At 60.1% G+C, this 25,192-nt stretch carries 22 protein-coding genes; all 22 read right to left on the bottom strand.

Annotation, left to right across the window (positions count from 1 at the left end; genetic code table 11):
- Window positions 1–41: 41 nt before the first annotated feature.
- The 22 genes from ACL2XG_RS24090 to lrhA all read right to left on the bottom strand — a co-directional run bounded on the left by ACL2XG_RS24090 (window position 42) and on the right by lrhA (window position 25,002).
- Complete coding sequence (locus ACL2XG_RS24090) at window positions 42–380, bottom strand: c-type cytochrome (RefSeq protein ID WP_410014222.1); 339 nt, start codon at window positions 378–380, stop codon at window positions 42–44.
- On the bottom strand, window positions 377–880 hold the full coding sequence (locus ACL2XG_RS24085) for a TlpA family protein disulfide reductase (RefSeq protein ID WP_410014221.1): 504 nt from the start codon (window positions 878–880) through the stop codon (window positions 377–379). The genes ACL2XG_RS24090 and ACL2XG_RS24085 overlap by 4 nt, the downstream gene beginning before the upstream one ends.
- Window positions 858–1,583, bottom strand: coding sequence for an ABC transporter ATP-binding protein (locus tag ACL2XG_RS24080; protein ID WP_413723332.1), 726 nt, complete (start codon window positions 1,581–1,583; stop codon window positions 858–860). Before ACL2XG_RS24080 ends, ACL2XG_RS24085 begins: the two co-directional genes overlap by 23 nt.
- A gap of 2 nt (window positions 1,584–1,585) precedes the next feature.
- A complete protein-coding gene (locus tag ACL2XG_RS24075; protein WP_413723473.1) occupies window positions 1,586–2,698 on the bottom strand; it encodes an ABC transporter permease in 1,113 nt (370 codons plus the stop codon).
- A 67-nt stretch (window positions 2,699–2,765) separates the two neighbouring features.
- Window positions 2,766–4,055, bottom strand: a complete 1,290-nt coding sequence (locus ACL2XG_RS24070; protein ID WP_410014219.1) for an ABC transporter permease — start codon at window positions 4,053–4,055, stop codon at window positions 2,766–2,768.
- Window positions 4,056–4,058: 3 nt separating this feature from the next.
- Window positions 4,059–5,456 (bottom strand): Fe-S-containing protein, encoded by a 1,398-nt coding sequence (locus ACL2XG_RS24065; protein WP_413723333.1) that lies wholly within the window; start codon window positions 5,454–5,456, stop codon window positions 4,059–4,061.
- A 106-nt stretch (window positions 5,457–5,562) separates the two neighbouring features.
- Window positions 5,563–6,087: an iron transporter gene (locus ACL2XG_RS24060; protein WP_410014217.1), complete on the bottom strand. Its 525-nt coding sequence runs from the start codon at window positions 6,085–6,087 to the stop codon at window positions 5,563–5,565.
- 42 nt (window positions 6,088–6,129) lie between these two features.
- Window positions 6,130–8,076, bottom strand: a complete 1,947-nt coding sequence (locus tag ACL2XG_RS24055; RefSeq protein WP_413723334.1) for an FTR1 family iron permease — start codon at window positions 8,074–8,076, stop codon at window positions 6,130–6,132.
- Between the two features lie 207 nt (window positions 8,077–8,283).
- Window positions 8,284–9,741 (bottom strand): NADH-quinone oxidoreductase subunit NuoN, encoded by a 1,458-nt coding sequence (nuoN, locus tag ACL2XG_RS24050; protein ID WP_410014215.1) that lies wholly within the window; start codon window positions 9,739–9,741, stop codon window positions 8,284–8,286.
- Window positions 9,742–9,747: 6 nt separating this feature from the next.
- Window positions 9,748–11,289 carry an NADH-quinone oxidoreductase subunit M gene (gene nuoM, locus ACL2XG_RS24045; RefSeq protein ID WP_410014214.1) on the bottom strand — a complete coding sequence of 514 codons (1,542 nt, stop codon included), beginning with the start codon at window positions 11,287–11,289 and terminating at the stop codon, window positions 9,748–9,750.
- Window positions 11,290–11,401: 112 nt separating this feature from the next.
- Window positions 11,402–13,246, bottom strand: coding sequence for an NADH-quinone oxidoreductase subunit L (nuoL, locus tag ACL2XG_RS24040; RefSeq protein WP_410014213.1), 1,845 nt, complete (start codon window positions 13,244–13,246; stop codon window positions 11,402–11,404).
- Window positions 13,243–13,545 (bottom strand): NADH-quinone oxidoreductase subunit NuoK, encoded by a 303-nt coding sequence (nuoK, locus tag ACL2XG_RS24035; protein ID WP_162367989.1) that lies wholly within the window; start codon window positions 13,543–13,545, stop codon window positions 13,243–13,245. Before nuoK ends, nuoL begins: the two co-directional genes overlap by 4 nt.
- A complete protein-coding gene (gene nuoJ, locus ACL2XG_RS24030) occupies window positions 13,542–14,102 on the bottom strand; it encodes an NADH-quinone oxidoreductase subunit J (RefSeq protein ID WP_410014212.1) in 561 nt (186 codons plus the stop codon). Before nuoJ ends, nuoK begins: the two co-directional genes overlap by 4 nt.
- A gap of 10 nt (window positions 14,103–14,112) precedes the next feature.
- Window positions 14,113–14,655: an NADH-quinone oxidoreductase subunit NuoI gene (gene nuoI / locus ACL2XG_RS24025; protein ID WP_410014211.1), complete on the bottom strand. Its 543-nt coding sequence runs from the start codon at window positions 14,653–14,655 to the stop codon at window positions 14,113–14,115.
- Between the two features lie 14 nt (window positions 14,656–14,669).
- Entirely contained in the window at window positions 14,670–15,647 is a 978-nt protein-coding gene (gene nuoH / locus ACL2XG_RS24020; RefSeq protein WP_410014210.1) for an NADH-quinone oxidoreductase subunit NuoH, read from the bottom strand.
- Window positions 15,644–18,373, bottom strand: coding sequence for an NADH-quinone oxidoreductase subunit NuoG (gene nuoG, locus ACL2XG_RS24015; RefSeq protein WP_413723335.1), 2,730 nt, complete (start codon window positions 18,371–18,373; stop codon window positions 15,644–15,646). Before nuoG ends, nuoH begins: the two co-directional genes overlap by 4 nt.
- 109 nt (window positions 18,374–18,482) lie before the next feature.
- Window positions 18,483–19,832 (bottom strand): NADH-quinone oxidoreductase subunit NuoF, encoded by a 1,350-nt coding sequence (gene nuoF, locus ACL2XG_RS24010; protein WP_410014208.1) that lies wholly within the window; start codon window positions 19,830–19,832, stop codon window positions 18,483–18,485.
- The gene (nuoE, locus tag ACL2XG_RS24005) at window positions 19,829–20,362 is read right to left on the bottom strand and encodes an NADH-quinone oxidoreductase subunit NuoE (protein ID WP_410014207.1); all 534 of its coding nucleotides are present in this window, start codon (window positions 20,360–20,362) and stop codon (window positions 19,829–19,831) included. Before nuoE ends, nuoF begins: the two co-directional genes overlap by 4 nt.
- Window positions 20,363–20,364: 2 nt before the next feature.
- A complete protein-coding gene (gene nuoC, locus ACL2XG_RS24000) occupies window positions 20,365–22,164 on the bottom strand; it encodes an NADH-quinone oxidoreductase subunit C/D (RefSeq protein ID WP_410014206.1) in 1,800 nt (599 codons plus the stop codon).
- 91 nt (window positions 22,165–22,255) lie between these two features.
- A complete protein-coding gene (locus ACL2XG_RS23995; protein WP_331121041.1) occupies window positions 22,256–22,942 on the bottom strand; it encodes an NADH-quinone oxidoreductase subunit B in 687 nt (228 codons plus the stop codon).
- Between the two features lie 15 nt (window positions 22,943–22,957).
- Window positions 22,958–23,395: an NADH-quinone oxidoreductase subunit A gene (locus ACL2XG_RS23990; protein WP_331121040.1), complete on the bottom strand. Its 438-nt coding sequence runs from the start codon at window positions 23,393–23,395 to the stop codon at window positions 22,958–22,960.
- A gap of 671 nt (window positions 23,396–24,066) precedes the next feature.
- Entirely contained in the window at window positions 24,067–25,002 is a 936-nt protein-coding gene (gene lrhA / locus ACL2XG_RS23985) for a transcriptional regulator LrhA (protein ID WP_410014205.1), read from the bottom strand.
- Window positions 25,003–25,192 lie beyond the last annotated feature (190 nt).

Here is a 25,192-nt window from a genome sequence, read left to right as displayed (position 1 = left end):
GCGCGTCCTGGCGAACAATTACGGGCAGATCATTCTTAAAATCAATTCGCTACCGCCGGCTTCGCGGCCGATGCCTGCGGATCGAGGGAGCGGATATAATCCGCCAGTCCCTGGATATCGCCATCGCTCAGCGCCGCCTTGGCCCGCTGCTCCGCGCCGCTGGTGGCAATCTTGCCGTCCCGGCGGTCGGTGAGCGCGCTTACCAGCTGTTCGCGGCTTAAGGTTATCAGCGGCGGCGCTTTGCCGAACGCCGCCCGGTCGGCCTTGCGGCCATGACAATCGGCGCAGCCCTGGGCATATTTTTGCGCCCCGTCCGCGGCGTCCGCCAGCGCCGTACCGCTGACGCAGAGTAATAACATGCCCAGCATAAGCTTCTTCATGATTTATCCCGTTGTGCATTTTGGAACATCGCGACGAGTGCCGGCTCGCCCTGCAAACCCTGATGCGCCTCCAGCACGGTGCCCCCGGCGCTAAGCAGGTAGGACGTCGGCGTGCCGATCACCTGGTAACGCTCCCTGGTGATGCCCAGCTGATCGCGCACCACCGGATAATGGATCTGCAGCGCGGCCAGGAAAGGCGCGATATCGGTCTGCTGCGGATCGGTGTTCACCGCCACCACCACCAGCCGATCGCCGTAGACGTCGGTGAGCTTTTGCAGCAGTTTCATATCCGCCGCGCAGCCGCCGCAGTCGGAGGACCAAAACGTCAGGTACACCGGCTTGCCGCGCCATTGATCGAGCGCCGCCGGCTGGCCGTTGAGATCGAACGCCGCCAGTTTCGGCGCCGGCGCGCCGATGGCCACCTGCTGCTCTTTACATCCCGCCAGGGCGGCAAGCAGGGCCAGCGCGCAAAACAACCTAACCACGGGATGCCAGCTCATGATGATTTCGCTCCTCGCCCAGGAATTTACCGTGCTGCAAACGGATGATACGATCGGCGAAACGGCCCAGTTCGGGGTTATGGGTGACCATAACGATGGTGCGGCCCTGGCGATGCAGATCGGTCAGCAGGTCCAGCACCCGTTGCTCATTTTCCTCATCCAGGTTGCCGGTCGGCTCGTCGGCGAAGATCACCGGCGGCTCGTTGACCAGCGCCCGGGCGATACACACGCGCTGCTGCTCCCCGCCGGAAAGCTGGCTGGGCAGATGGCCGACGCGTTCGCCCAGGCCGACCCGGTCGAGCACGGCGCGGGCGGCGCCTTCATCCACCACGCTATGATAATGCTGCGCGAGCATGACGTTTTCCAGCGCGGTCAGGAACGGGATCAGGTGGAATTGCTGGAATACCAGGCCGATTTTGTCGGCGCGGAAATTGCGCCGCCCCTCCTCGTCCAGCGCGGCGGCGTCGACGCCATCCAGCAACACCTGGCCTTCGCTCACGGTATCCAGGCAAGTGAGGATATTCATCAGGGTGGTCTTGCCGGAGCCGGAAGCGCCCATAAAGGCCACGAACTCCCCGCGGCGGATGCGGATGTTGATATCATCCAGCGCCGTGACCTTGCCGAAGCGTTTATACAGGCCGCGGGTCTCAATCACATATTCCGCCGCGGGCTGCGGCTGTATCAACCGGATAGGTGATGCCATGGTTATTCTCCTTTCAGGACCAGCGCCGGTTCGACATGCAGCGCACGCCGTACCGGCACGATGGCCGCCACCGCCGCCACCAGCAGGGATAACGCCAGCGTCAGTGGAAAAACAGGGGCGCGCAGGGCAATGGCGGCGTTAAACACCGCATGTCCCAGCACCTGCGCCAGTATAAAGCCGAACACGCTGCCCACCAGCACCGCCGCCAGGGCGATGATGCCGGTTTCCGCCAGCATTTGCCGGCTGATATCCGCGGCGCTGGCGCCCAGCGCCTTTTGCAGGGCAAACTCGCGCGAGCGCTCGCCGACGATGGCCATCAGGGTGGTATTGACGCACAGCGACGACAAAATCAGGATCACCGCCGACACCAGTCCCATCAGCCCTTTGATCTTATCTAGCACCTGGCCTTCGGAGGCGGAAACCTTGAGGATCGGCCGCACGTCCAGGTCGGGATACTGCTGCTGCAAGCGGGCGGCAAAGGCGTCCACCTGACCGATATCGTTATTGACGCTCAGCATGGCGTTACTGATGGCGCCGGGCTGATGCAGCCATTTCTGCGCCAGCTCCAGGTTGACGATCAGCATATTATCGGTGGCGTCCCCGGCTTCGACCACGCCCTTGATAATCAGGCTCTGGCGCTGCTGGCCGTCAACCAGGGTTACCCGATCGCCTACCTTCAGGTGCAGGCGATCGGCCAGTTTCACGCCGATCATCGCATGCCGGTCGTCAAAGCTGACGCCAATCCAGTCGCCCTTGACCTGCCAATAGGGCACCAGCTGTTGCAGCGACTCGAACCAGACGCCCATCACCACCACTTTTTCCAGTTCAGTGCGGGCCATACCGTACAAATACGGGCTGGACGCATTGATAAGCCCCTTGGGCGCCTGATCCAGAATCGGCTGCAGTGTGGCCGCCGGCAGGCTGTTGCCATGGCCGGGACCAAGGTAAAAATTGGCGCCGAAGGTGCGCAGCTCCTGGCTCATCTTGGCGTTGATATCAAAATAGACCGAGGCCATGGCGGTCACGATGGCCGCGCCCACCGTCAGGGCGGCGAACACCACCGCCACCCGTTGCAGCCGCAACCGCAGCGCCCGCACCACCAGCAGCCAGAACATATTGTTCATCAGTCCCGACGGACGTTTGGCGCGCCGTCCGCCCCGGCCCGGCGCCGCGGCCACGATGTTAATTGCCATACAGCACCTCCACCGGATACAGTTTGGCGATGCGCCTGGCCGGGAACCAGGTGCCGATCACGGCAATCAGGATGGCGATCACCAGCACGCTCGGCACCACAATCCAGGCAAAACTCAGCGGCACGCCGAACAGCATCAGGCCGATGGCTTTCGCCAGTCCCCAGCCGGCAACGCAGCCCAGCAATCCGCCCAGGGCGCCGCTCATTACCGCTTCCAGGTAAAACAGCAGCATAATTTGCCACTGGCGGGCGCCGAGGGCCTTCATCAGGCCAATCTCCCGCCCGCGCTCCATAATGGTGCTGGTCATCAGCGAGGCGATGCCCATGGCCGATGCCGCCAGCGCCGCCAGGGTGACCACCGCCAGCAGCAGCTGGATTTTTTCAATCACCACGCCTTCGGATGCCGCCACCTGCCAGATAGGATGCACCACCGATCCGGAAATCGCCTCTTCCAACTGATGGGAAATCGACGACACAAAAGCGGTGCAATACCACAGATCGTATTCTTCCGCCGTCAGTCCGTCGAGATTATCCCTGGCCCGGCGGGAAAGATCGTTTTCCGGCACCGTCAGCGCCGAGACCCGTACCGCCTGCACTTTGCCGGGCAGGCCGAGCAGTTGCTGCACCGTGGCCAGGGGCATCACCAGACGGCCTTCCTCATCGCCGCCGCTGGCGAGCACGCCGCTGATGCGCACGCTGGCCCGGCCGTGCGGTCCGTCCAGCGTCACTACGTCGCCGGGCCGCCAGCCATGGCGCTGCGCCAACTGCTTGCCCGCCAGCGCTTCGGGCGGTTGCTCCCGCGTTACCGGTTCATGGGGATATTGACCGGTAACCCGCCAATAGGGGCTGATAATTTGCTGCCCGGTATGAAAATCCGTTTCATCGGGCACATTCACCGGCTGCGAGAAAAAGGTGCCCAGCACCGGCACCGGCGCGCCGTTGACCAGCACTTCGCCGCCAAGCAGCGGGGCAAAGCCGATGATATTGTTGCGCCAGAAGATATCCTTGATATTGGGCAATTCGGACTCGTCGATCAGATCCTGCCCCGACAGGGGAGCGCCCCGCTCGCCAAACAGCGCGGGCAGCGCCGCCTGGCCCGCCGGTTCAATCAGGATATTGGCGCCATAGGATTTCAGCTCGCGCGCCATCTTGTCGCCGATATCGATGGAGACCGCCAGCAGCGCCGAAATCAACCCGGCGGCCAGGAACACCGTTAATACCGCCAGGGACTTGCGCCGGATATTCCTGCACCAGGACTGCCGTAACATACGCCACAACATAAGCTACTCGCCCTCCGCTTCGTCGCTGCCGGCGGCGGCGGCCGGCACGAACTGCGCCGGCTGCGCGCGGAAACGATTGTAAGTGTCTTCACTGGCAAAAAAGTACATTTTGCCGCCGTAACTGTATTTATGGGAGGCGCTGACATTGGTCAGTTTGCTGCCGTCCACCGGATCGGTCACCTGCAGGGTGAGCACGGTGGTAAAATAGTTGACCCCCGCCACCAGCGCCGCTTTGCCGATGGTCAGCTCATGGTCGTCGTTGCGCCAGTTGTCAATGGGTATGGGATTGCAGCCGCCCGCCTTGCCGATGGAGGGGATAAAAATATGCACTCCGCAGGCCACGCACACCACCTGGTTGCCTTCCATCACATACCCCTGGTCGCCGCACAGCAGGCAGGCGTCGAACACCACGCCGAGGCGCAGGCGATCGGGATAACGGTTAATCACCAGGAAACGCACCGCCTTGCCGTCCTCGGCCACCCAGACGAAACGATGCAGCTTGCCGTCGCGCACCTGTTCGAGTGGAATATGAACCTGGCCGTCGGCGCCCAGGGTCACGGGCACCGCTTCCGACAGGCGCGGCGGCTGCGAGGCCACCAAATCCCAATACAGCTGCGCGGCCACCACCACCAGCAGCGCGGCCAGCAGCGTTGCGGCGGTACGCCGGGCATTGCGATAGCGCGCGATGGCCTTGCGGCGCGCGATAGGCTCCACCTGGCGGCGATATCCGCCGCGCAGGCGCAGCAGCGGCGCAATAAAGCCCGCCAGCAGCGCCGCCATCAGCAAGGCGCTGATATAGTTGAGCCAGGGGTTGCTGTTGGTGACGTTGGACACAAAACTCAGCCGCGGCTTGGTCAGCCCGAGGACGTCCAGTTTCATCAACAGTAGCGTCGCCTGGCCGCACAACGGCAGCAACAACAGCAGCGCCAGCGCCAGCAGCAGCGGCCAGCGCCACGCCGGCAGGCGCTTCACCAGCATCGCCATCAGCACCGCGCACAGCGCCAGTAACGCGACGGCCAATACCACCGCGCTCAGATTAAGTAATAAATCGGTGTTGATGACGCCCGTGGGCGTCAACGCGCTTAAATTGGGATCGTTGCTCCAGTGCAGCGCCGCGCCGGCCACCAGCAGGCCTTGCCAGCAGTAGCCCACCCTGGCGGAAACGGAAAATTGGCAGGCCAGGAACACTACCAGCCCCGCCAGTTGCAAGAAAACCAGCGTGAGCTGCACCGATTGGCCGCCTGGCAGGCGCACGCCCGCCAGGGTACCGGCCGCCAGCGCCAGCAGGTTGACCCATACCAGCGCGCGCACCGATGGCGCGGGGCGGTTAGCCCAGTTTAATCCGCATAGCAGTGTCACCGGCAGGAAAGCTTGCAAGGCGGTAACAAAAAAATAATTCATGACGACGACTCAGAACCGGAAACACTTCGTCATGCAGCGCTCCGGCAGGCCGCTGCGACAAGAGCCAATACCGCCACGGCCGCCAGGCAGCCGTGGCGCGGCGGATTTATTTCAGGCCGATATATTTAAAATCGTAGCTGACGTCGAATGGCTTCCACCAGCGGCCCACGCCGGTTTCAGCGTCGGTATGGCGATGAAGGCCGGCTTTTGACGGCGGTTCGATATGGAAGGTCACTTTGTAGTTGCCCACGCCCATCATTTTCACATTCTGGCCGTAATGCGGACCGTCGCTGGCGACCATCGGCATAAAGGTGCCTTCCTGTTTGTCGCCGGAATCGGTGTTGACCAGCGTGTAGCTGATGGTCAGGTACGGCATCCATTCGCCGGCGCCGAAACCGTTTTTGTTTCCTTCCACCGCGTGGATATCGGCTTCTAGATGAACATCGGCCTTGGCTGCGGGTAAACCCATGCCGCGCGGTTCCATATCGATAGGCTGTAAATAGACCGCAGCAATCTGCATTTCATTCATGGTGACGGTTTCACCCGCCGGATGCTCGGCCGCAAACACGGCCGGGGCGCAGGTCATACCGGCAACGGCCATCACGGCCGCCAGGCTGTTATTCATCTTCATCAACTCTCATTCCTCAGTCATCAAAAAAATTGCTTTGTGCGCTCACACAGTTTCTTGTTTTGGTATCAGGGTACCGGAGCGCCGGCGCATCACCCAGAGGGCGACCAGCGCGGCCAGTACTAAAACGACCTGAGGCGCCAGGGTCTCCAGATAGGGATAAATCCCCAACCAGCTTATTTCAGGTACGCCCTTTAATAACGTGGGTTCGAATAATTTACCTTCAATTAACTCCAGTACCCCTTTACCGGCAAAAACAAAGGCCATCAAATACATAAATGTACCGGTAAACATAAAGAACGGCTTCAGCGGCAGTTTCACCACCGTATACCGCATCAGCAGGTACGCCATCACCAGGATGACGCAGCCGATCAGGAAACCGCCCAGGATGGCGAGTTGCCCGGCCATATTGCCGGCGTCCCCCACCAGGGCGTAATAAAACAGTACCGTCTCCGCGCCTTCGCGGTACACCGCCAGGAAGCTGGTAAACCACAGGCCCGCCAGGGAGCCGGTGGTCAGGGACAGCGTCAGCTTGCCTTCCAGATAGGCCTGCCAGTGCCGGGCCTCCACTTTGGACAGCAGCCAGTAGCTCATAAAGAACAGCGTCACCACGGCGACCATCATGGTGACGCCTTCGAGCAGTTCGCGGTTGGCGCCGGAGTTGGCGAACAGCCATTGGAACAGCGCGGCGGTGACCACGCTTGCCAGCAGGGCAACCCAAACCGATTGCCGGATCAGCGGCAGCTTATCCTGATGCTTATTCTTGACCAGGTAGGCCACGATGGCGGCGACGATTAACAATGCCTCCATGCCTTCGCGCACGATGATAAGCAGGCTGTACACCAGCAATGTCCACTGGCTTTCGCCGCCCTCGCCCAGCATTTCCACCGCTTTGGTGAGATTTTGCGCGAGCGCGTCGGCCTGTTCCTGGATCTGGGCGACCGGCTGGCCGGCTTTCATCAGACTGACCAGGCGGGTGAAATAGCCTTCCAGCGTCGATTTAAACGCCGCGTCGCGCGAACCGATTTTGTTCTCCATGCCGGTGGCTTCGAAGCGGTCGAAATACGCGTCCTGTATCGCCATCATGCCGGCTTTGGCCTGTCCGCCGCGATATTGGGCGATGGCGGCGGCCACCGCGGCGTTGATGTCGTCGCCGACCTGCCGCCAGTTGGCGTCGGGCTGGGCGTCGCCGCCCGCCGCGGCGCTGGCCGGGGCGTTGGCTGCGGGCGCGGTCACCGGCTGGTCGGGACGGGTGGTGGGCAGGCCCGGCAGCAGGTCTTCCAGATCCTGCAATAGCTGGGTGACGCCGTAGGACAGGTCATTCATCTGATCGGGTTTTGCGGCCAGGGCGATCAGGGCGATAAATTCCTGGTTGATGGCGGCCGCCTGCTGGGCGGAGCGGTTATTGCGCACCGACATTTCCATTTCCGAATTCTTATAGCCCTGGAAATGGGCCTGCTGCACGCGCTGGCTGGCGGCGGCATATTGTCCCGCCTGGTATTGCGTCAGGGCGTCGGCCAGCAGATCGTCGATGGTTTTAAAACTTTGCTGCCAGTACAGGGCGATTTGCGTATTGCTATAGGCGTCATGCTGGCCCGCGGCCACCAACTGATGGCCGCCGGACAATGCCGGCAGTACGCCGGTCAATTCATTTTTCAAGCCGTTGATTTTATCCTGCACTTCCGCCAGCGGCCTGCCCTCGCCGATCAGACGGCGGATCTCGCCGAACTGGCTTTCCATTTGATAGCTTTTCTGCGCGGAAATATTGATGCGGATCGGCCCCTCGAGATTTTCGAATACCTCGAAATAGGCCATTTGCACCTCGCGGCGCGCGGCGTCGTTCTGCTGCTGCTGATACAGCCGCGCGGTGGTGTCCAGCCGTCCCTGGATATCAGTGACCCACGTCTGGTAATCATCGGCCGCCCAGGCGGATGATATGCCCAGGAACAGGACAGCGCTGCAGAGAAGGTATTTTAAAACGGAAGTGAACATCGAGCCAACGCCAAACGTCAATGAGAGTTATTTTCATTATCACCGAATGGCATTAAGAAACAATGACGGGGGTCAATAAAGCATTTTTTAACGAGAACTATTTCGTTTATTCAGTCAGACGCGTTTACGGCCGGGTCGGGCAACGGCCATGGCGACCGCCGCCCCGCGCGGCCCTCCCGCCGCGGTAACCGGGAGGGGAAAAACGTGTTACATCAACGGCTGCGCCAGTCTCACCAGGGAGATCAGCGGCTGCGGGAAGATACCCAGCAGCAACACCAGCACGGAGGAGATCAGCACCACCACCCCGCCGGCGGTGAGCGCCCAGTTGCTCGGCGTATCCCGGCGCAATCTTTCCGGCGGGCTGAGATACAGGCTGACCATCACGCGCAGGTAATAGTACAGGCCGATAGCGCTGCCGAGCACCACGGTGCCGGTCAGCCACCACAGGTGCGCGCCGACGCCGGCCGCCATGATATAGAATTTACCGATAAAACCCAGGGTCATCGGGATGCCGGCCAGCGACAGCATCATCACCGTCATTACCGCCGATAAAATCGGTTTGTGCCAGAACAGGCCGCGATAGGAGAACAGCGAGTCGGCATCCGGACCGCTGTAGGGGCTGGACATCAGGCTGACCACGCCGAAGGCGCCCAGGCTGCTGAACAGGTAGCCGGCCAGGTAAACGCCCACCGCCTCCATGGCCAGCTGATGGGCCTGTACCGCAATCAGACCCACCGTCAGATAGCCCAGATGGGCAATGGAGGAATACCCCAGCAGGCGCTTGATATTGGTCTGGCCGATGGCCATCAGGTTGCCGAACATAATGGAGCAGAAGGCGATAATGGCCAGCGCCAGGCGCAGCGCGTCGCTATTCACCACCGGCGTATAGAGGAACAGGCGCATCAGCACGGCGAAAATCGCCACCTTGCTGGCGGTGGCCAGGAAGGTGGACACCGGCGCGGGCGCGCCCTGGTACACATCCGGCGTCCACAGGTGGAACGGCACCAGCGACAGCTTGAAGCCCAGGCCGACAATCATCATGCCCAGCCCCGCCAGCAACAGCGGCTGGTGCAGCATGGCGTCGTCCAGACGCTGTCCCAGCGCGCCAAAACCCAGGGCGCCGGTGTCGGCATAGACCAGCGCCATGCCGAACAGCAGGAACGACGAGGCGGCGGCGGACAACAGGGTGTATTTCAGGCTGGCTTCCAGCGAGCGCTTTTGCCGGTAGGCATACCCTATCAGGCCGAACAGCGGCAGGGAAATGAGCTCGATACCCAGGAACATCGAGGCCAGATGATTGGCGCCGGCCAGCAGGATGCCGCCCATGGCGGCAATCAGCACCAGCAGGTAAAACTCATCGCGGTTGCCGGGGTAGCCCGCCAGCCACGGATAGGCGAAGGTGCTGGTGGCCAGGCTCGCCGCCAGGACCAGCGCGGTATAGAACATCGAATAGCCGTCGGCGCGGATAAGCGGCGTCACATCCATCGGGCCGGCCTGGCCGACAAAAAACAGCGACAGTAAAGCCAGGTTCAGACCGATAACGGTCAGGGTGGCATTGACAAAGTGGTTGCGTCGCCACGCAATGCACAGCATCACAACCACCACCGTCAATCCGACGATCAACAGCGGTAACAGTGCGATCAGTTGTTGAGGAGTTATTGTCATGGCGAATTACGGCCTTGTTGTTAGAGTTGAAACAGCTGATCCTGCTGCGTTTAGCGAGAACCAGTGCTGAACGTTGCTCATTGCCGCGTCGGACGTTTGCAGCACCGCCTGCGGGAAGAAGCCCAGCAACACCAGCAGCACCACCAGCAGCATAATGATCAACAGCTCGCGCATCGTCATGCCCGGCAAGGGTTCCTGCGATTTCGCCGGACCGTAATAAGCGCGCTGCATCATAATCAACGAATACACCGAGGCAAAAACCAGGCCGAAGGTGGAAATAACCGTAATCACCGGCACCACCGGGAAACTGCCGAACAGGATCAGGAACTCGCCGACAAAGTTGCCGGTACCCGGCATCCCAAGCGTCGCCACCGCAAAGAACAGCGACAGCGCGGGAATGAATTTTATCCGTCCCCATAGTCCGCCCATCTGGCGCATATCGCGGGTATGCAGACGTTCATACAGCTGGCCGCAGATAATAAACATCCCGGCGGCGGACAGGCCGTGGGCGATCATCTGCACCACCGCGCCCTGGTAGGCCAGCTGGCTGCCGGTGTAGATGGCAATCAGCACAAACCCCATATGGGAAACGCTGGTATAGGCAATCAGGCGCTTGATATCGGTCTGGGCAAACGCCATCCAGGCGCCGTAGAAAATGCCCACCACGCCCAGCCACATGGCAATGGGCGCGAACTGGTGGGACGCCTCGGGGAACAGCGGCAGGCAAAAGCGCAGCATGCCGTAGGCGGCGGTTTTCAGCAGGATGCCCGCCAAGTCGACCGAACCGGCGGTAGGCGCCTGGCTATGGGCGTCCGGCAGCCAGCCGTGCAGCGGCACCACCGGCATTTTCACCGCGAAGGCGATAAAGAAGCCCAGCATCAGCAGGTACTGCACCAGCGACGACATCGGGGTATGCAGCAGGTCTTCGTAATTGAAGGTCCAGACGTCGGTGGCATGATAATGCACCAGCACCAGCGCCAGGATCGCCACCAGCATCACCAGCCCGCTGGACTGGGTATAGATAAAGAACTTGGTGGCGGCGGTGATGCGCGTCTTGCCGTCGGAGGCCTTATGGCCCCACAGGGCAATCAGGAAGTACATCGGCACCAACATCATTTCCCAGAAAAAGAAAAACAGGAACATGTCGATGGCCAGGAACACGCCGATGACGCCGCCCAGGATCCACAGCAGATTAAGATGGAAAAAGCCCTGGTAGCGCTGGATTTCACGCCACGAACAGAGAATGGCCAGCACGCCCAGCAGGCCGGTCAGCACCACCATCAGCAGGGACAGACCGTCCAGCGCCAGGCGGAACGAGATACCGAAACGCGGTATCCACGGCAGCACAAACTCGGATTGCCACTGCGGCAGGCCCTGCGCCGAAACCAGTGAATACCCGCCCTGCAGCCACAGCTGCAGGGAGAGCGCCAGAGTCAGCCCCATGGCGATCAAGGCTATCCAGCGCGGCACCTTGGTACCGAAGCGCTCGCATTGCCAACACAGCAGACCGCCAATGAAGGGGAAAAGTATTAGCCAAGGTAGTAGCATGGCGTTGTGCATCCCTAAATTGAAAAAAACCTGAAAACTTACCTACTGGCGGGAGAAGACATGATGCCGGTGTTCTTCCCGCCCCGCGCGTGTCATTTAACGCCGCCGCCGTTTACACGAATATCAACAGCGCCACCACAATCACGGCGCCCAGACTCATGGATGCCGCATACCAGCGCAACTGGCCGTTCTCGCTAAGCGTCAGCCCGTGTCCGGCCCAGCGCGCCAGCACCGCCGGCACGCTCATCAGGCTGTTCAGCGGATCGCTTTGCAGCAGCCGGGCAACGCCCAGGTACGGCCTGACAAACACTTTGTCATACAGCCAGTCGAAGCCCCAGGCGTTAAACCACCAGACGGTGAAGAACCGTCCCGGGGCGCTGGCGGCCACGGCATGCACCAAGCGGCGCTTGCCGAGATACAGCCCGGCGGCGAGCAGAATACCGAGGATCACCACCACGCCGGAGACAATCTCCAGGGTGATCTTGCCCTCTTCACCCAGGTGGCTGTCCGGCAGCACGCCCGCCAAAGGCGGCGTAATCAGCGCGCCGATAAAGGTGGACAGCACCAGCAGCACCAGCAGGGGCAGGTGATGGCTGATGCCTTTGCCGGCATGGGCCTTGATCTGCTCCTTGCCGTGGAACACGATAAAGATCATGCGGAAGGTATAGAGGGAGGTCAGCAGCGCGCCCGCCAGCCCAGCCAGCATCAGGTTGAAATGGCCGTTCGCCAGCGCGCCCCACAGGATTTCGTCTTTACTGTAGAAACCGGCGGTAATCACGGGCAGCGCCGCCAGGGCCGCGCCCCCCACCAGGAAGCAGATATAGACCAGCGGGATGGACTTGCGCAGCCCGCCCATCTTGAAGATATTCTGCTCGTGGTGGCAGGCCAGGATAACCGAACCGGAGGACAGGAACAGCAGCGCCTTGAAGAACGCATGGGTCATCAGGTGGAAAATGGCCGCATCCCAGGCCTGCACGCCCAGCGCCAGGAACATGTAGCCGATCTGGCTCATGGTGGAGTAGGCCAGCACCCGCTTGATATCGGTCTGGACCAGCGCGGCGAAACCGGCCAGCACCAGGGTAACCGCGCCGATGATGCCCACCAGGTGCAAGACCTCGGGCGCCATCAGGAACAGTCCGTGGGTACGGGCGATCAGGTATACGCCGGCCGTGACCATGGTGGCGGCGTGGATCAGCGCCGACACCGGGGTCGGGCCGGCCATGGCGTCCGCCAGCCAGGTTTGCAGCGGCAGCTGCGCCGATTTACCCACCGCGCCGCCAAGCAGCATCAGCGTCGCCCAGGTGATGGCCGTGGAGCCCACCGCCAGATGCTGCGGCGCCAGTACCATCAGCTCGCGGAAATTCAGCGTGCCCAGTTCCGAATACAGGATAAACAGGGCAAACGCCAGCAGCACGTCGCCGACGCGGGTGACGATAAAGGCTTTCATCGCCGCCGCGCCGTTTTTGGATTCTTTATAATAGAAACCAATCAGCAGGTAGCTGCACAGCCCCACCCCTTCCCAGCCGAGATACATCAGCAGCAGGTTATCGGCCAGCACCAGCAATACCATGCTGGCGATAAAGAGGTTGGTATAGGCAAAAAAGCGCGAATAACCTTCTTCGCCGCGCATATACCAGGAGGCAAACAGATGGATCAGGAAACCGACCCCGGTCACCACCGACAGCATGGTCAGCGCCAGGCCGTCCAGCGACAGGGTAAAGGCGATATTAAACTTGCCCACCGTCATCCAGGTCCACAGCGGCTGGTTGAATACCGCCGCCGCGCTTTCCCGCGTGCCGAGAAAATCAACCGCTACCCAGGCCGTGGTCAGCGCGGCCAGGCCGACGGCGCCGACGCCCACCAGGGCCGACAGGTTTTCCGACCAGCGTCCCCGTGAAAACGCCAGCAGCAGATACCCCACCAGGGGAAACAGAATAGTTAAATAGAGTAGGTTCATCCGTGCATCTCGCTGACGTTATCGATATTCAGGGATTGGCGGCGGCGATGCAGCTGCAGCAGCAGCGCCAGGCCGATGCTGGCCTCGGCGGCGCCGAGGCTAATGGCCAGGATATACATGACCTGTCCGTCGGCCTGTCCCCAGTAGCTGCCGGCAACGATAAACGCCAGGGCGGAGGCGTTAATCATGATTTCCAGCCCCAGCAGCATAAACAGCAGGTTGCGGCGGATGAGCATGCCCGTCAAACCCAGTACAAACAGAATGGCGGCCAAAATGAGTCCGTGCGTTAACGGGATCATGCCTGCTCCTCCGGTTTTCTTTTTATGCCATCGGGCAGCTTGGGTCCCTTGGGCAGCGCATCGCCCTCGCGATCTTCACGCCCGAGATGGAACGCCACCACCAGCCCGGCCAGCAGCAGCATGGACGCCAGCTCCACCGCCAGGACGTAAGGTCCGAACAACGCGATGCCCACCGCCTTGGCGCTGATCACCTCACCCGATATGCCGTGATCGGGCACGCCGTAAATGGCCCGGATCAGGATCGCCAGCAACAGCAGCGACAGTATGCCCGGCCCGACCCAGGCGGACGGGGCAAGCCAGCCGCGTTCGCGCCGCTGGTCGGCGGCGCCGAGATTAAGCATCATCACCACGAACACGAACAGCACCATGATGGCGCCGGCGTAGACGATGATTTCCAGCGCGCCGGCGAAATAGGCCCCGAGCGCAAAGAATACGCAGGCGATAGCCAGCAGCGAGACAATCAGGTAAAGCAATGCGTGCACCGGGTGGGTATGGGTGATAACCCGCAGGGTTGCCAGTATCGCCACCAGGCCTGACAAATAAAAAGCGACTTCCATGCTTAACTCCTTAGGGCAGCAAACCTTTGACGTCAATGGGTTTGGCTTCGTTTTCCGCTTCGCCCTTATCTTTCCCGTCGATCGCCATACCGGCCATGCGGTAAAAATTATATTCCGGATATTTACCCGGCCCCGAAATCAGCAGATTTTCTTTTTCATAAACCAGATCCTGGCGCCGGTACTCACCCATTTCAAAATCCGGGGTCAGTTGGATAGCCGTGGTCGGACACGCCTCTTCGCACAGGCCGCAGAAAATGCAGCGCGAAAAGTTGATGCGAAAAAACTCCGGATACCAGCGTCCGTCCGCGGTCTCGGCTTTCTGCAGGGAAATGCAGGCCACCGGGCACGCCACCGCGCACAGGTTACAGGCCACGCAGCGCTCTTCGCCGTCCGGGTCGCGCGTCAGTACGATGCGGCCGCGAAAACGCGGCGCCGTATTGACCGGCACATCGGGATACATCAGCGTTTCACGCTTGCTGAACGCCTGCATGCCGATCATCCAGATACTGCGTAGCTGGGTGCCGGCACCATACACTAATTCTTTTAACGTCATGGTTTATTCACCCCTCATTGAGCGTTGTACAAAATGACCGCCGCCGTCGCCAGCAGGTTCAGCAGCGTTAACGGCAGGCAGATTGTCCAGCCGAACGACATCACCTGGTCATAGCGCGGACGGGGCAGCGCCGCGCGGATCAGGATGAACATCATCATGAAGAAGGCGGTTTTAATGGCAAACCAGATGAACGGCGGTAAAAACGGCCCCTGCCAGCCGCCGAAAAACAGCGTGACGATAAGGGCCGACACCGTGACGATGCCGATATATTCGCCGACAAAAAACAGGCCGAATTTCATGCCCGAATATTCGATATGGTAGCCGTCGGCCAGTTCCTGTTCCGCTTCCGGCTGGTCGAACGGATGCCGGTGGCAGACCGCGATGCCCGCCAGCACAAAGGTGGCGAAACCGAAGAACTGCGGAATGATATTCCACAGATGGGCCTGGGAGGCGACGATATCGCCGAGACTGAACGAACCGGCGCGCGCCACCACGCCCATCAGGGACAAGCCCAGGAAGACCTCGTAGCTGAGGGTCTGGGCCGAGGCGCGCATGGCGCCGAGCAGCGAGTATTTATTATTGCTCGACCAGCCGGCGAACAGCACCGCGTACACCGCCAGGCCCGCCATCATCAGGAAGAACAGCACGCCGATATTCAAATCCGAGACCACCCAGGTCGGGCTGACCGGGATCACCGTAAAAGACACCAGCAGGGCGGTAAAGGCGATAACCGGCGCCAGGGTGAAGATCATGCGATCGGAAAACGGCGGGACCCAGTCTTCCTTGAAAAACATTTTCAGCATATCCGCCACCAGCTGGAGCGAACCGCCCCAGCCGACCCGGTTGGGTCCGTAGCGGTTCTGGAACAGGCCCAGCAGCCGGCGTTCGGCAAAGCTCATGTAGGCGCCGCAGGTGACGACCACCAGCAGGATCACCACCGCTTTCAGTACCGTCAGAATGATGTCAATCACGTCCGATGTTAACCAACTCATAACGCGGCCTCCCGCAGGTTTTCAACGCGTTGTCCTACCCACACCGGCGGAATGCCGGGCAGGCCCAACGGCAGGCCCACCTGACCGGCCGCCAGGGCGTCGCTGAACCTGACCGGCAGGCGCAGCGACTGCCCGGCGCAGGTGAATTCCAACAGCGTGCCGCTGTTGACGCCCAGCCGCTCGGCGTCCTGGCGGCTTACCGCCACGTAAGGCTGCGGCATGCGCTCCTGAATCACCGCGGCGCGTTGGGAGGTTTCCTCGCTGCCGAACAGATGGTAGTACGGCGCCACGCGCCACTGGCCGTCGACCGGGGCGACAAACGCCGCCGGCACGTCGGTGAACCAGTCCATACGGCCCTCGCCCGCTTCCAGCAGCCGTACGCCGGGATCGCCGTGGCGCAGGTGTCCGCCCACTTCCGCCTGGAATTTATTCCAGGCCTGCGGGGAGTTCCAGCCCGGCGCCCAGGCGAAGGCCACCTGCTTGCTCATGCCCTGGGGGCTGCTGTTGCCTTCCATGGAGAACGCGAACATGGTGTCCTTGTCCTGGGGCTGGCGCGGCTCGTGCACGTCGATGTTGGCGCGCATCGCGGTGCGACCGCTGTAGCGGTGCGGCTCGCGGGCCAGCTTCTGGCCGCTGACGCGGAAACCGGCATCGGGCGCGGCCTCTTTGATCCCGGCCAGCTGCGGCAGCGTCTCGGCGCAGGCGCTGATGATATGATCGAACTGGGTCCAGTCCACGTGGCGATCCAGGTAGGTGGAGTGCAGCGAATGCAGCCAGCGCCAGCTCTCCAGCATAATGGTCTCGGCATCATAGTAGGCCGGGTCGTATACCTGGAAGAAGCGCTGCGCGCGGCCTTCCTGGTTGATAAGCGTACCGTCGCTTTCGGCAAAGCTGGCCGCCGGCAGGATCAGGTTGGCCTTATCCATGATGGCGGTGCGCTGATGATCGAGCACGATAAGATTGACGGTTTTGGCCAGCGCCGCGTCCACCCGCTGGGCCGGCGCGTGGCGGTACAGATCGTTTTCCAGCACGATCGCGCTGTCCGCCGCGCCCTGCTCAAGCTGTTCCAGCGCCTGGTCCAGAGTACCGCCGCCCATCAGCGCCAGTCCCATGCTGTTGGCGCTTGACGCCACGAAGGTTATACCGACGTCGGCGCCGCGGCCTTTCAGCGCGCGGGCGACGTTAGCGGCGGCGGCAATCACCGCCTCGCTGCCGGCGTTGCTGCCGGAGACGATCAACGGCTTGCGGCTGCCCGCCAGGGCCTGCACGATCACATCAATCCTGGCGCGCAACTCGTCATCCAGGCCCTCCACCGCCGGGGCGCTGTCGTCCAGCGCGTGGGCGACGGCAAAGCCCAGGCGCGCCTGATCCTCCACCGGGGCGCAATAGGTCCAGGCGGCGATATCGTCAAGCTTGGTGCGATCGACGCTGGTGACAAACAGCGGATGGCGGGCATGCTGGCCGATGGTCTGGATGGCGGCAATCTGCCAGTCGGCGACTTTTTGCGCCGCGGCCATTTCACGGGTCTTGCCCTTCACCGCCTGGCGTACCGCCAGGGCGATGCGCGCGCCGGTCTGGGTTAAATCCTCGCCCAGCACCAGCACCGCGTCGTAACTTTCCATTTCGCGCAGCGACGGGGTATGCACGCCGCCGTTGCGCAGCACGTCCAGCATCAGGGCCAGCCGCGCCTGCTCGGCGCCGGAGATGCCGGTATAGAAATTGGCGGCGCCCACCAGTTCACGCAGCGCGAAATTGCTTTCCACACTGGCGCGCGCAGAGCCGATGCCGATCATCTTCTTGGCGTGGCGCAACGCGTCGGCCGCGCCCTGCATCGCCTGTTCGGCGTTCAGGGCGATCCAGTCGTCGCCGCGGCGCTGCAGCGGATGGCGCGGACGATCCTTGAGATTGACGTAACCGTAACCGAAACGGCCGCGATCGCACAGGAAGTAGTGGTTAACGCTGCCGTTAAAGCGGTTTTCAATGCGCCGCAGCTCGCCGTAACGCTCGCCGGGGCTGGTATTGCACCCCACGCTGCACTGCTGGCAAATGCTGGGCGCGAATTGCATATCCCATTTGCGGTTGTAGCGTTCGGAATGGGTTTTATCGGTGAACACCCCGGTCGGGCACACTTCCACCAGGTTGCCGGAGAACTCGCTTTCCAGCGTGCCGTCCTCGGGACGGCCGAAGTAGACGTTATCGTGGGCGCCGTAGACGCCCAGATCGGTGCCGTCGGCATAATCCTTATAGTAGCGGACGCAGCGGTAGCAGGCGATGCAGCGGTTCATCTCGTGGGAGATAAACGGGCCGAGGTTCTGGTTGCGGTGGGTGCGCTTGGTAAACCGGTAACGGCGGAAATTCTGGCCGGTCATGACCGTCATGTCCTGCAGATGGCAGTTGCCGCCCTCCTCGCACACCGGGCAATCGTGGGGGTGGTTGGTCATCAGCCACTCCACCACGCTTTTACGGAACTGTTGCGCCTCTTCATCATCGATGGAGATAAAGGTACCGTCCGACGCCGGCGTCATGCACGACATCACTAGCCGGCCGCGCGTATCCTCGGCGTTTTGATATTGCTTGACCGCGCACTGGCGGCAAGCGCCGACGCTGCCCAGCGCCGGATGCCAGCAAAAATAAGGAATATCGAGACCCAGGGTAAGACATGCCTGCAACAGGTTGTCCGACCCCTTAACCTCGTATTCTTTGCCGTCTACATGAATGGTAGCCATAGTCAGCATGCTCAAGTGTGGCCCGCAATAGCGCGGGCGTTAATCAAAATGCGTCTCGGGTGCATAACATCCGCCCGGCCTCGTTTGGCCTAAAGGCGCGGATGCAGGGTTACCAACGCGCTTTCAGCAAGTTTGGCTGGATACCGGCAATAGTGCGGGTATTACCGATATGCTGCGTTGCAATTCCCGCTTCAAATTCTTCCCGGAAATATTTTATCGCGCTTTGCAGCGGCTCAACGGCGCCCGGCGCATGGGCGCAGAAGGTTTTGCCCGGGCCGAGGAACCGGCACAGCTGTTCCAGCGTTTCAATATCCCCCGGCTGCCCCTCGCCTTTTTCTATGGCGCGCAGCAGCTTCACGCTCCAGGGCAGGCCGTCGCGGCAGGGTGTGCACCAGCCGCAGGACTCGCGCGAGAAAAACTCTTCCAGGTTGCGCGTCAGGGATACCATATTGATTTCATTATCCACCGCCATGGCCAGCGCCGTGCCCAGGCGGCTGCCCGCCTTGCCGATATTCTCGAAGTCCATCGGCAGGTCGAGGTGATCGCCGGTCAGGAAGTCGGTGCCGGCGCCGCCCGGCTGCCACGCCTTGAGCGTCAGGCCATCGCGCATGCCCCCGGCGTAATCTTCCAGGATCTCGCGCGCGGTGATGCCGAAGGGCAATTCCCACAGGCCGGGATGTTTGACCCGCCCGGAAAACCCCATCAGCTTGGTGCCGGTATCGCTGCTTTTGCCCGCCGTGATGCCTTTGTACCAGTCCACGCCGTTCTCAAGGATGGCCGGCACGTTGCACAGGGTTTCGACGTTATTGACGCAGGTCGGTTTGCCCCAGGCGCCGGCGGTGGCCGGGAACGGCGGTTTGGAGCGCGGGTTGGCGCGGCGGCCTTCCAGGGAATTGATCAGCGCCGTCTCTTCGCCGCAGATATAACGCCCGGCGCCGGTATGGACGATCAGCTCGAAATCAAAGCCGGTACCGAGGATATTCTTGCCCAGATAACCGGCCTCGGTGGCTTCGGCGATGGCGCGCCTGAGGTTCACCGCCGCCTCGATGTATTCGCCGCGCAGGAAGATATATCCGCGATAGGCCTTAAGGGCAAAAGCGGCAATCAGCATACCTTCCACCAGCAAATGGGGCAGTTGCTCCATCAGCAGGCGGTCTTTATAGGTGCCCGGCTCCATCTCATCCGCGTTGCACAGCAGATAGCGGATGTTCATGGCCGGATCCTTGGGCATCAGGCTCCATTTCAGGCCGGTGGAAAACCCCGCCCCGCCCCGCCCTTTCAGGCCGGAGTCCTTGACCAGGGTGACAATGTCGTCCTGGGACATGCCTTTGAGCGCTTTTTCCGCGCCGGCATAGCCGTTCTTGCCGCGATACTCGTCAAGCCATACCGTCTGGCCGTCGTCGCGCAGGCGCCAGGTCAACGGATGCATTTCGGCGGTACGTACAATCTGTTTGATCATCGATACTGCTCCAATAGCGGACCGATACCTTCCGGCGTCAGATGAACGTGGGTGTCGTCATCAATCATCATGCTCGGCCCCTTGTCGCAGTTGCCCAGGCAGCAGGTGGGCAGCAGGGTGAAGCGCCCATCGCCGGTGGTCTGCCCCGGCTTGATATCGAGCGCTTGCTCCAGCGCCGCCTGGATGCCCTGGTAGCCGGTGATATGGCACACCACGCTATCGCAATATTTAATGATATGGCGCCCGACCGGCTGGCGGTAAATCGAACTGTAAAACGTGGCCACGCCTTCCACATCGCTGCCCGGAATGCCCAACACCTCGGCAATCGCCGCGATGGCGCCGTCCGGCACCCAGCCGCGCTGTTTCTGCACGATTTTCAGCGCTTCGATGGAGGCGGCGCGGGCATCTTCATAATGGTGCTTTTCATGCTCGATGGCCTCTCGCTCCTGGGCCGTGAGCACAAAGGCGGCGGTGTCGTCCTGGCGGCCGGGGGCGGCGTCGCGCCCATGCGTATCTGTATGTTCATGCATAATTAGCGGTCCACATCTGACATAACAAAATCGATACTGCCCAGATAGACGATGAGATCCGATACCAGGCTGCCGCGAATCACCGAGGGAATTTGCTGCAAATGCGGGAAACTCGGGGTGCGGATACGGGTCCGGTAGCTCATGGTGCTGCCATCGCTGGTCAGGTAATAACTGTTGATCCCCTTGGTGGCCTCGATCATCTGGAACGATTCGTTAGCCGGCATCACCGGTCCCCAGGAGACCTGGAGGAAGTGGGTAATCAGGGTCTCGATATGCTGCAACGTCCGCTCTTTCGGCGGCGGCGTGGTCAGCGGATGATCGGCCTTGAACGGGCCTTCCGGCATATTGTTCAGGCATTGTTCAAGGATGCGCAGGCTCTGGCGCATCTCCTCCACCTTCAGCATCACGCGGCTGTAGCAATCGCTGACGCCGTCGCCCACCGGCACCTCGAAATCAAACTTGTCGTAGCCGGAGTACGGACGCCATTTACGCACGTCGAAAGAGATGCCTGTTGCGCGCAGCGCGGCGCCGGTCACGCCCCAATCCAGCGCTTCCTGGGCGCCATAGGCGGCGACGCCCTCGGCCCTTCCGCGCAGTACGCTGTTGCGCAGCGCCGCCTTGACGTAGGAATCCAGGCGCTTGGGCAGCCAGTTCAGGAAGTCGCGCAGCAGGCCGTCCCAGCCGCGCGGCAGATCGTGCGCCACGCCGCCGATGCGGAACCAGGCCGGATGCATGCGAAAGCCGGTAATGGCCTCCACCACGTCATAAATTTTCTGCCGGTCGGTAAAGGCCAGGAATACCGGCGTCATGCCGCCGACGTCCTGGATATAGGTGCTGATATACAGCAGATGGCTGTTGATGCGGAACAGCTCGGAGAGCATGACCCGGATCACCTCGACCCGTTCGGGCACCACGATGCCGGCGAGTTTTTCCACCGCCAGCACATACGGCATTTCATTGACGCAGCCGCCGAGGTATTCCACCCGGTCGGTATAGGGAATATAGCTGTGCCACGACTGGCGCTCGCCCATTTTTTCCGCGCCGCGGTGGTGATACCCGATATCGGGCACGCAGTCGACGATTTCCTCGCCGTCCAGCTGCAGGATAATGCGGAAAGCCCCGTGCGCCGACGGATGGTTCGGCCCCAGGTTAAGAAACATGAAATCTTCGTTTTCGCGCCCGCGTTTCATGCCCCAGTCTTCCGGCTTGAAGGTCAGCCCTTCCATTTCCAGATCCTCTTTCTGCTTGGTCAGCATATAAGGATCGAATTCGGTGGCGCGCGCCGGATAGTCTTTACGCAACGGATGGCCCTGCCAGCTTTGCGGCATCATGATGCGGGTCAAATGCGGATGGCCGTCAAAGGTCATGCCGAACATTTCCCAGGTTTCGCGTTCATACCAGTTGGCGTTGGGGAAAATTTTGGTCACGGTGGGCAGATGGAAATCGCTCTGCGAGAGCGCCACCTTCAGCATGATATCCCGGTTGCGGTCGATGGATATCAAGTGATAAAACACGGTGAACTCAGCGGCGGGCAGGCCCTGGCGATGGGTGCGCAGGCGCTCGTCCACGCCATGCAGATCGTAGAGCATTACATAGGGCTTCGGCAGTTTTTTTAAAAACGTCAAGACCTCGAGAATCTGCTCGCGTTTGACCCATACCACCGGAATGCCGGTACGGGTGGGCTGGACGGTAAACGCCTCGGCGCCAAAACGGTCACGCAATTCGCCGATTACCGGATCGTCAAGATGATCCCGGGTCTGCCAGGCCGGCTGGGCGAGATGTTGCGTCATCAACTCTGTCATAGTTATTTTCACCAAATTAATGCTGTGCCGGCGTCATGCCACTGTGCGCGTTAAATGATTATGGACGACAACCGCCACATCGCCGCGCGCGTCAAATCTCGTCGGGAGATCGCAGGTTGGTTACCGCGATACGCTCGCCCTGTTTACGCTCGCGCTCCGACTGCATATTGGCGCGATAAACCCCCTGATCGCCCACCACCCAGGAGAGCGGACGCCGTTCCTTGCCGATGGATTCCTTTAACAGCAGCAGCGCCTGGATATAGGCTTCCGGGCGTGGCGGGCAGCCGGGAATATAGACATCGACCGGCAAAAATTTGTCCACGCCCTGCACGACGGAATAAATATCGTACATACCGCCGGAATTAGCGCATGCGCCCATGGAAATCACCCATTTCGGCTCGAGCATTTGATCATAAAGACGCTGGATGACCGGGGCCATCTTGGTGAACGGCGTGCCCGCGATCACCATGAAATCCGCCTGGCGCGGTGAGGCGCGAATAACTTCCGACCCGAAACGCGCCACATCGTGCACCGCGGTAAAGGACGTGGTCATTTCGACGTAGCAACAGGACAGGCCGAAGTTATACGGCCACAACGAGTTGCCCCGGCCCCAGTTCACCGCATTATGCAACGCGTTTTCCAGGGTACCCAAAAAAACGCTGCGGTTGACGTGCCCATCCAGGGGATCGGCGACGATATCCTGTTTTTGCAGGGGATAACGGTCATTTTCACCGCCATTCTCACCGTCCGGCTCAACACGGGTGAGGGTGTAATCCATGGTTATGCCTCGCTGTTACTGCTGATGACGTTGGTTTTCGGCGATTGGGCCCGCGCGCTTGAGACGCTGGGAACGCTCGGGCGTCCAGTCCAGCGCGCCGACGCGCACCAGGTACACCAGGCCCGCCAACAACACAATAATAAAAACGGCTGCTTCGAAGAAACCGACCCAGCCGACTTCGCGGATGGATACCGACCAGGCGTATAAATACAGGGCTTCCACGTCAAAAATGACGAAAAACATGGCCACCAGGTAAAATTTAGACGAAAGACGCAGTCTTGCCGTCCCCACCGGGTCGATACCGGACTCGAAGGGCACGTTTTTTGAGCGGGAGTGGGCGCGTCCGCCTAATAAGAAACCGCCCAGCAGCATAAAGCAGCACAGGCCGACGGCACCAACGAGGAATACGGCGAACGCCCAGTAATGGGCGGTAACTTCAGTGGTTATTGACATTTTCTTTGCTCATCAAAAGTGGCATTTTGCAGTCTGCTCTTCGTCAACGGCAGTTCGACTCACCACATCGATTTATGGGAAGGAGTAGGAAAAAACCGCACCGCGCTGTTGCCACCGGCATACACAGCCATTGTGTGGGGTTTTTACTCCTTTACATAACCTTTTGTCAACTTGGACAAAAGAAACTTCATAGTAATTTACACAGTTAATATCTAATTAACATTTGATGCGCACGATTTTAGCTTAATCGAGTCAGTGTTGCGCGCCAGCAACATAGCAATAACATAGGGCGGTTCTATGACACCATGATTGCCCGCAGGTAACTATACCATTTTCAGGCAAAATCACGTTATTCCGCGCAATCGGTAAGGGCAAAATTTGATCCAGGGCACAATTTTGCAACTAATCAGAATAAAAGATGCACATTCTGTGCGCCATTAACCAAAAAACATTATAGAAACAGTGTTTTGATTTAGTTGGCATGAATAAAAAACAACCAGTTCTGGGGTGCGCGCGCTAATGCGCGACGGAGATGACGGACCGGGGATACCAGGCGGGAAGACTGTATTTTAAGACCTGTTGAAATATAAAACTACATTATTACAGCATAAATTATATTTTACGAAAAATTAAGCCCCATTTTCAGGGGCTTAATATCCAGTTGATTTCATTTATTCGTCACTGACCGTGAAGCTTTCCCCCTCCCCTTTTACCGGGCGGGCCACGTCTGGTTTATAGGAGTCGTTACCGGTCTGTACCGCGCTGAAGATAGCCATGGCCAGTTCATTCTCGCACTGGGGATGTTTACACAGGACATACTGCGTATCGGGCAGCGTCGGCAATCCTTCGTTTTGCCCCAGCACCCGCAGATCGGAACTCATCATCTCCACCGGCCGGACGGTAATGCCCAATCCCGCTTTTACTGCGGCGCGCACGGCGGCCAGAGTAGAAGCAGTGTAGGCGATGCGCCATGAGATGCCGGCGGCCTGCAGTTGCTCGATGGCCATGGCGCGAAAGGGACTGGGCTCATCGGACACCACCAGCGGAATAACTTCCCCTGGAATAAAGCGGTAATCCGACGAACAGAACCATAACGTCGGCGACGAACGCAGCGTAACGTAAGGATGATTTGGATTAGTCAATGTTGTAATAGCCAGATCCACTTCGCCGTTTGTCAGCATTTCCTGCATCAAAGGGCTGCGTTTGACATTAACGTCAATCGCTAATTTTGGATAGATCCGCGTTACACGACTGAGTAAGTAAGGCAAAATTGAGTCGGCAGTATCGTCGGAAGCACCGATGGTCAGCACCCCCTGGATATTACTGTACATCAAGGAAGTACATGCCTCGTCGTTATACAGTAAAATTTTCCTGGCATAACCCAGTAATTGTATTCCGTGTTCGGTCAACAGCTTATTGCGACCGTGACGGGCAAACAACTCTTTGCCGACAAGTTGTTCTAATCGTTGCATTTGCTGGCTGACAGCCGACTGTGTTCGACATACTGATGCTGCAGCGGCCGCAAAGGTGTTGAGATCAGCGACTGCAACAAACGTTCTCAATAAATCAAGATCAAGATTGAGCACTGGACGATTTGCATTGGTCATAATATTGTCTTCACTTTTGTATTCTAATTACACACTACTACCCTGGCGTTTCAAAAAAATCATTTCCAAGCTAAAACTGTTATGAGCATATCCCCTTCATACCATAGCGACGTTACCACGGCCGTTATGTTAACTGGTACATGCTTTAATCTCTGGGGAGTTCGCACTCATCAAACAAAGCTCTAACCGA

This window comes from Sodalis sp. RH24, assembly GCF_047324145.1.
In the GTDB taxonomy this organism is placed as follows: domain Bacteria; phylum Pseudomonadota; class Gammaproteobacteria; order Enterobacterales; family Enterobacteriaceae; genus Acerihabitans.
The sequence above is the reverse complement of the archived record's forward strand: the minus strand, read 5'-3'. Positions and strand labels throughout refer to the sequence as shown.

Excerpts from the sequence above, each read along its gene's own strand:
- nuoN (WP_410014215.1), bottom strand. The coding sequence starts at position 9,741 with ATGACAATAACTCCTCAACAACTGATCGCACTGTTACCGCTGTTGATC.
- nuoG (WP_413723335.1), bottom strand. The coding sequence starts at position 18,373 with ATGGCTACCATTCATGTAGACGGCAAAGAATACGAGGTTAAGGGGTCG.
- nuoJ (WP_410014212.1), bottom strand. The coding sequence starts at position 14,102 with ATGGAAGTCGCTTTTTATTTGTCAGGCCTGGTGGCGATACTGGCAACC.
- nuoI (WP_410014211.1), bottom strand. The coding sequence starts at position 14,655 with ATGACGTTAAAAGAATTAGTGTATGGTGCCGGCACCCAGCTACGCAGT.
- ACL2XG_RS24080 (WP_413723332.1), bottom strand. The coding sequence starts at position 1,583 with ATGGCATCACCTATCCGGTTGATACAGCCGCAGCCCGCGGCGGAATAT.
- nuoM (WP_410014214.1), bottom strand. The coding sequence starts at position 11,289 with ATGCTACTACCTTGGCTAATACTTTTCCCCTTCATTGGCGGTCTGCTG.
- nuoH (WP_410014210.1), bottom strand. The coding sequence starts at position 15,647 with ATGAGTTGGTTAACATCGGACGTGATTGACATCATTCTGACGGTACTG.
- ACL2XG_RS24055 (WP_413723334.1), bottom strand. The coding sequence starts at position 8,076 with ATGTTCACTTCCGTTTTAAAATACCTTCTCTGCAGCGCTGTCCTGTTC.
- ACL2XG_RS23990 (WP_331121040.1), bottom strand. The coding sequence starts at position 23,395 with ATGTCAATAACCACTGAAGTTACCGCCCATTACTGGGCGTTCGCCGTA.
- nuoK (WP_162367989.1), bottom strand. The coding sequence starts at position 13,545 with ATGATCCCGTTAACGCACGGACTCATTTTGGCCGCCATTCTGTTTGTA.
- ACL2XG_RS23995 (WP_331121041.1), bottom strand. The coding sequence starts at position 22,942 with ATGGATTACACCCTCACCCGTGTTGAGCCGGACGGTGAGAATGGCGGT.
- ACL2XG_RS24060 (WP_410014217.1), bottom strand. The coding sequence starts at position 6,087 with ATGAAGATGAATAACAGCCTGGCGGCCGTGATGGCCGTTGCCGGTATG.
- ACL2XG_RS24065 (WP_413723333.1), bottom strand. The coding sequence starts at position 5,456 with ATGAATTATTTTTTTGTTACCGCCTTGCAAGCTTTCCTGCCGGTGACA.
- ACL2XG_RS24070 (WP_410014219.1), bottom strand. The coding sequence starts at position 4,055 with ATGTTGTGGCGTATGTTACGGCAGTCCTGGTGCAGGAATATCCGGCGC.
- nuoF (WP_410014208.1), bottom strand. The coding sequence starts at position 19,832 with ATGATCAAACAGATTGTACGTACCGCCGAAATGCATCCGTTGACCTGG.
- ACL2XG_RS24085 (WP_410014221.1), bottom strand. The coding sequence starts at position 880 with ATGAGCTGGCATCCCGTGGTTAGGTTGTTTTGCGCGCTGGCCCTGCTT.
- nuoE (WP_410014207.1), bottom strand. The coding sequence starts at position 20,362 with ATGCATGAACATACAGATACGCATGGGCGCGACGCCGCCCCCGGCCGC.
- nuoL (WP_410014213.1), bottom strand. The coding sequence starts at position 13,246 with ATGAACCTACTCTATTTAACTATTCTGTTTCCCCTGGTGGGGTATCTG.
- ACL2XG_RS24075 (WP_413723473.1), bottom strand. The coding sequence starts at position 2,698 with ATGTTCTGGCTGCTGGTGGTGCGGGCGCTGCGGTTGCGGCTGCAACGG.
- ACL2XG_RS24090 (WP_410014222.1), bottom strand. The coding sequence starts at position 380 with ATGAAGAAGCTTATGCTGGGCATGTTATTACTCTGCGTCAGCGGTACG.
- nuoC (WP_410014206.1), bottom strand. The coding sequence starts at position 22,164 with ATGACAGAGTTGATGACGCAACATCTCGCCCAGCCGGCCTGGCAGACC.
- lrhA (WP_410014205.1), bottom strand. The coding sequence starts at position 25,002 with ATGACCAATGCAAATCGTCCAGTGCTCAATCTTGATCTTGATTTATTG.